The sequence below is a fragment of the Sulfitobacter sp. 1A13679 genome, from assembly GCF_043557115.1.
GTDB classification, from domain to species: Bacteria; Pseudomonadota; Alphaproteobacteria; order Rhodobacterales; family Rhodobacteraceae; genus Sulfitobacter; species Sulfitobacter faviae.
In genome coordinates this window covers 1-5,471 of sequence record NZ_JBIFFO010000047.1, presented here as the reverse complement: position 1 = coordinate 5,471, position 5,471 = coordinate 1, and the positions used below count along the sequence as shown (strand labels likewise).

7 protein-coding genes are annotated in these 5,471 nt (G+C 59.1%); 2 read left to right on the top strand and 5 right to left on the bottom strand.

The window, feature by feature from the left end; translation table 11 throughout:
- Position 1 precedes the first annotated feature (1 nt).
- From ACGYLA_RS19320 to ACGYLA_RS19310, 3 genes are all read right to left on the bottom strand, one after another.
- The gene (locus ACGYLA_RS19320) at positions 2-1,024 is read right to left on the bottom strand and encodes a hypothetical protein (protein WP_394434600.1); all 1,023 of its coding nucleotides are present in this window, start codon (positions 1,022-1,024) and stop codon (positions 2-4) included.
- 77 nt (positions 1,025-1,101) lie between these two features.
- Complete coding sequence (locus ACGYLA_RS19315; protein ID WP_394393652.1) at positions 1,102-2,058, bottom strand: GIY-YIG nuclease family protein; 957 nt, start codon at positions 2,056-2,058, stop codon at positions 1,102-1,104.
- A gap of 137 nt (positions 2,059-2,195) precedes the next feature.
- Positions 2,196-2,651, bottom strand: coding sequence for a hypothetical protein (locus ACGYLA_RS19310; RefSeq protein WP_394393651.1), 456 nt, complete (start codon positions 2,649-2,651; stop codon positions 2,196-2,198).
- A 110-nt stretch (positions 2,652-2,761) separates the two neighbouring features.
- On the opposite strand from ACGYLA_RS19310, the gene ACGYLA_RS19305 reads away from it, so the two are divergent.
- Positions 2,762-2,938 carry a ribbon-helix-helix protein, CopG family gene (locus ACGYLA_RS19305; RefSeq protein WP_394393648.1) on the top strand — a complete coding sequence of 59 codons (177 nt, stop codon included), beginning with the start codon at positions 2,762-2,764 and terminating at the stop codon, positions 2,936-2,938.
- 522 nt (positions 2,939-3,460) lie between these two features.
- On the opposite strand, the gene ACGYLA_RS19300 is transcribed toward ACGYLA_RS19305, so the two are convergent.
- Together ACGYLA_RS19300 and ACGYLA_RS19295 are read right to left on the bottom strand one after the other, a co-directional pair.
- The gene (locus ACGYLA_RS19300) at positions 3,461-4,162 is read right to left on the bottom strand and encodes a glutathione S-transferase family protein (RefSeq protein ID WP_394393646.1); all 702 of its coding nucleotides are present in this window, start codon (positions 4,160-4,162) and stop codon (positions 3,461-3,463) included.
- Complete coding sequence (locus tag ACGYLA_RS19295) at positions 4,149-4,757, bottom strand: NAD(P)H-dependent oxidoreductase (protein ID WP_394393643.1); 609 nt, start codon at positions 4,755-4,757, stop codon at positions 4,149-4,151. Before ACGYLA_RS19295 ends, ACGYLA_RS19300 begins: the two co-directional genes overlap by 14 nt.
- A gap of 133 nt (positions 4,758-4,890) precedes the next feature.
- Here ACGYLA_RS19295 and ACGYLA_RS19290 point away from each other — a divergent pair, with 133 nt between their 5' ends.
- Entirely contained in the window at positions 4,891-5,265 is a 375-nt protein-coding gene (locus ACGYLA_RS19290) for a winged helix-turn-helix transcriptional regulator (RefSeq protein ID WP_394393642.1), read from the top strand.
- Positions 5,266-5,471 lie beyond the last annotated feature (206 nt).

The following is a 5,471-nucleotide window of genomic DNA, read 5'->3' as shown; positions in this document are numbered from 1 at the left end:
CCTACGGCGCCTCATGAAGGGCGCGGACGCCACCAAAAGCGCTACCAGAAGTTACACCTCTCCCTGGGACATGACCCGCTGCGTCTGCAAGGGTTCTTGCGACAGTGAGTGTCGTCGGTTCGCGAAATGCGCTCTCAATGACTGCAAGCGGCAAGGCGGCAAGAGAACTGGACTCCGAGAGCAGCGTGCGGAGATTTTCCGTGGCAACCTCGCCAGTCGCAGAATGCGTGACCCGCAGGACCTCAATCCAGATTTCAGCCGATAGCGGCGGGAGGTGGAGAGCACTTTGACACATCGCGCGTCCGACGGGGGGAAGAGAAGCGAGGCCCTGGGTGAGAACGATAACTTTCGCACCTTTGCGAACCGCAGAAGCGATGGCATTCTCAAAATGCTCTCCCCGCTTCTCTGTTTCGCTTTTGGAGCCCGTCAGCGCCTCTTGTTGAACGACGATTTCGAAGCCCCGCCACCGGCTATCCAAATGATGATCCAAGTCTGAAAGCCACTCCAGGATCCGCTCGATCTCGCGCCGAACAGCTTTCAGGTCTTGGGAGGATGCGACCGCAAGCTGGGTGAAAGACCGCGACTTCGTAAAGACTTCGATGTCTTTGTCGCTTTGAAGCAAGGTCGCGAAGCGCGCGGCGTAGAGCAATGAAGCCACTGGAGGCTGAGGCAAAGGGCTGGTGCGATGGGTATCAAGTTCCTCCGCCCAAGGGTCACAGCGCTCTGCGATGGCTTCCGCGACCTCGCTGTCGGTCATTCCGGAAGCCGCTGGTGTCGCGGAATAGAGCGCATCGAAACGCGCCTGAAGCGGTGTGAGCATCGCGTCGAAACTGGGCGGCACGCCAGTACCGACGGCGAGGTCGCAGGTCTCCGCGTCAAAATCAGCAGGTGAGCCGCTGATGACGCGGGCTTCCGCGACACGGTCGCGATGCCAAAGGGCAATGCGACGCAAGAGAGGGCGCATGATCGAGCGAACATGCGGAGAGAGCGCGCTGGCGCGCGGGTTCAATGATAGTGGTGCCATAGGGGAAAGGTTCCGGAAACGATGGGAGGGAGGAAGCGCAGCGCAGGGCGCGGCTACGCTTCGGTATCAGTAGGAGGTCAGAATGGAGGCATGTCCGAAGTCGGATCCCAACCGTCGACGACGGCATCGAGAAGGTCGGAAATAAAGGCCTCCGCACGATGGTCATAAATTTCACTAACAGTACGGAGGTGCTGTTCGAAATTCTTAGACGGCACGATCAGGTCGGGCCAAGAAGCTGCAATGAAGGAGTGCAGTGCCTTTTCGATGCGGACAGCCTGATGTCCCGTTGTCATCGGGATGTCGCGAATGACGGCCCCCTTGGTCACCAGCGGGTCATGCTGGACCTGCCGCACCCGGTATTCCGGATTGCTGCTGTACCCCAGTTTGATCACCGGAGATTCCGGAAGCTGGAAGCGGAGGAGGTAAATCTTGCTCGGCTTGGATGTCCAGCTTTCACCGCAGCTGGCGCAGTCGACGTCGCCGTGCCGCATGTTTGCAATCGTCACGTTTTGCCGGTGGCCGCAGGCGTGTTCGTATCGACGATAGCTGGCATGCTTGCGGTCTGCATTGCAGATCAACTGCCAGCCCTGCGCTTCTGCCTCTCTGGCATGACGTGCTCTCAAACAAATACCGCAGCTCAATTTGTGCCCACCAGCCGCCGCGGTCTCGACACGTGTATGCTGCCGGCGATCGGCATGGCCGCAGGGCAACTCGTAAAGGCCGTAGCGTCGCTTACCTTTTGGGTCAGGTCCTAGAAGGGTAGCACCATAGCCCGCGGCGGCATTCTCGCGGCGCGTTCGGATACAATGAGGACATTCTGGATTGTGATCTCGAACAACGCTGACGCGCTTCAGAGTCGGCGAACCACAGGTCTTGCACCCAAGAACGAGGTGCTCATGACTGACGGCACGGCCTACGATGGCAAAGCCTTTTGCATCTGCGGCTTTCTTCCAATTCGCGAGAATGGGCCCGTGGTGAACTCGTCGGAATTTTCCATCGATTGGAAAGGCGTAGATAGAATTGGTGATAGGCATTCAAGACTCCAATCGAATCTGTCGCGCGCCGGAGGAAGGAGCGGTCGCGGGGTGGGGTTTTGGGAAGGAAAGCTGCCGCATCGAAGCCGTGCGAGGCGCACCAAAAGGAATAGTGCGGCAACTGATTTCGCGTCCGATCAGCGCAGGCTCATGACGACCAAGTTCGCGCTGTAGGCTTCCAAGAGGCAAAACGCTTCTTCCAGCAGGTCGGCCACTCCGGGGCACGCCTTTCTGTGCTTCTTTGCGCTCGACAGGATGTGCGCGCCATGAAGACTGACACAAGTTGGTTTCGGGGCCTGTTCCGGAATGGTCTCAAGCATCCGTGCCGCGGCTGCTTGCAGATCCGGGTGCCCATCTTGCGTATTCTGAACGGCGTGCAGCGACTGGATGCAGGCTGCCCAAACCGATGCTGCGGCATGGCCCAGTTTTGCGCGGCTAGGAGCATTCGACGGTGCCGCGAAATACTCCCAATCCGCACGGAGCGCCGCGAAGAGAAGATCCAGAGTATTCCGGAACTCCAGACGGTCGGGAGACGCGAACTCAACAGAGGGTTCAGCCCCGTTCGGTGCCGTGGTAGTATGTGTGTCAGCCATAATGATCTCCATCTGATCGTTTCGGTTAGCGAAAGCGGAGGAGTTGCAGCTTCTCCGCTTTCGTGCTTCCATATGATATCAAGAAATCAAACCTGTCAATAGGCAATATCATGAAATCACGCGGACGCCCAAGAGTCGACACTCAACCGGTCATGGTTAGGATGCCAACAGAACTTTTAGCGGCCCTAGACGAGGCGCGGCGAGTGGATGAAGATCTCCCCAGCAGGCCGGAATTGATCAGGCGGATCATTGAGGACTGGGCTGCGCGGCGAAGGCGGGAGAGTTAGTTTTCATTGCAGTGACTAGGCTATGCTAAACCTAAAAAAATCGACCAGCCGGGGTCTATATTTGACGCAAGCAAACCATATCCGAACGCGGCGAGCGCGTATGTTCGCCGTTGCCTAGAGCCATTACTTTGGGCGGGGAGGAGCCATTCGCCGCTGTTGCGAGGGGGGATTGCGCTGGAACAGTAGGAGCAGACGTTCAGATGGGCATGAAACCGAATGGCACGCGGCACCCCCGCAAGTCTCCTCCGAGCCCAAGAAGACTTCGTAAATATCTGGAGGCTTCGGTGGCAGGATAGATGCGCTTGTCGCGAACGGCCCGAAGCGGTTTTCAGTCAGTGCCGCGGCGAGTGTCTGCTCACCGCCCGGAGCAACCGGGTCAGCTCTCGGCCCATTCCCGACCTTCAGAACACTGCTTCGACGCTGCTTCGCAGCAGCATCAAGCGGACATTGATCCGAACCACTGCTCTTAGAAGGGAAATGACGCGCTGACTTGACCTCTCCGTGAGACAGCGCGTCAGCTGTTCAGCGGAAACGCGCTGCGTTCTCTGCGGCCGCAGCCTCCGTATCGCCCTGACCGAAAGCCGACGATCGCGGCTCCGGCAGTTGCAGCGCCTCCTGGACCCGCGGCATGGCGTCAATGCGGTCGAACCACGCTTGCAGGTTCGGCAATCCGTCGACGCTCACCGTGGCCCAGAAGTAGCTGCGCGCCCAGGGGTAGGTCGCGATATCCGCGATGGACATCGCATCGCCGACCAGCCAGTCGCGCCCGGCAAGCCGCGTATCCAGCACTTCCAGCAGGCGGCGGCTCTCGGTCACGTAGCGGTTAACGGCATAGGGCACCTCGTCGCCATTCGGCTTGGCGATCCGCTGGAAGAACATTGCCTGGCCCATCATCGGGCCGATCCCGCCCATCTGGAACATAAGCCATTGCAGCGTCTCCGAGCGCTCCTTGAGATCGTGGCTGAGGAAGCGGTCGTATTTCTCGGCGAGATAACACAGGATCGCACCGCTCTCGAACACGGCGAAGTCATCCGCGCCGCGATCCACGATGGTCGGAATGCGCCCGTTCGGATTCAGGCGCAGATAATCCGGCGCCTTCTGCTCCTTCTTGCCGAAATCGATCGGCACCAGCTCATAGTCGATCTGCGCTTCGTGCAGGAAGATCAGAGGCTTCCAGCCGTTCATTGTGTTGGCGGTGTAGAGGACAATGTCAGGCCGCGTCATTAGAAAACTCCCCGAAGGTCATTGCCAGATGGTCGTCGAACCGGGCAAGATCTGTGGTTACGTCGGGGTTCTTCATCACGTCGAAAGCCCCGAAAGTCGGCAGCGGCGCCATGCCGAAGAACTTGGCGTTCAGATGGACCGGGCGCAGGAGGTCGTCCAGGGACATGCCCTCGAAGAACGGCTCTGCCGGGTCGTCGAAGGCCTCAGCCGGGGCGTTCAGCGTTGCCGAGATCATGTAACGGGTTCCTGCCAGCTTGCCGCCCATGCCGTAATTCGCTTTCGGTGCGGCAGCGCTACGCCCGTCGCCGTTGCTAAGCTGCCCGCCCATGCCGACCGTGTAGACCTCGTCCATGTATTTCTTGAACGACCACGGCACGCCCATCCAGTTCACCGGGAACTGCAGGACGACCCCGTCCGCCCAGAGGTGGCTGTCCACCTCGGTCTGCACATCGTAACCGGCTGCCACCGTAGTCAGGCGGACCTCGTGTCCCTGCGCCGCAAATGTGGCCTTGGCGCGCTCTACCAGCGTTTCGTTGAGTTTACCGGGGGCAAATTCATAGGGTTGCGCGCCGTTCAGAATGTAGATCTTGCTCATGTCGTCTGTTCCATCGTTGCTGCGCCCGCTTGACATAGGCGGGGTCCGGGATGAGATGAATGTGGTGGGCAGCAAAAACAACCAGTATACTTTTTGTAACCTAAGCCGGAACAGATCAGCGGAGCGCGAAACGATGGATGCAAAGATCGAAATAGACGGTGCTGGCCGACGGAGCGCGGCAAATGCCTGCACCGAGCCCTGCGCGATCGAGCGTGGCATGCGGATCATCGGAGGGAAATGGACTGGCTCTATCCTTTGGCACGTCAAAGATGGGCCGGTGCGGTTCAACGACCTCGCCCGGATGATCGGCGGCGCATCCAAGAAGATGATCACGGAACGCTTGCGGCAACTCGAAAACCAGGGGCTGGTTAGGCGCGAAGTCTGCGACACTGCTCCGATCACCGTGGTTTACGAAATCACCGACTTGGGGCGCACAGCCTTGGGTTTCCTGGACGAACTGCGCAAGTGGAGTGAGGGCCTGCAGAAGAGTTTGACCACCGAAAAGTGATGGCCTGTAGATGGCATGATCGGCCCAAAGGAGACATTGACCGACGGTCGCAGTGCCGCAATGCAGCTTCCCCAAAGCGGACGTTGTCGGCGGAGTGCAGCATTTTGGTATGGTCAATGACCGCAATGCGGACAAAGCGCCATTTTGCTGCGGCTGCGCAAATGGCTGCTTTAGGCCTGGCGCACCAATAGAACATTGCAGCAGGA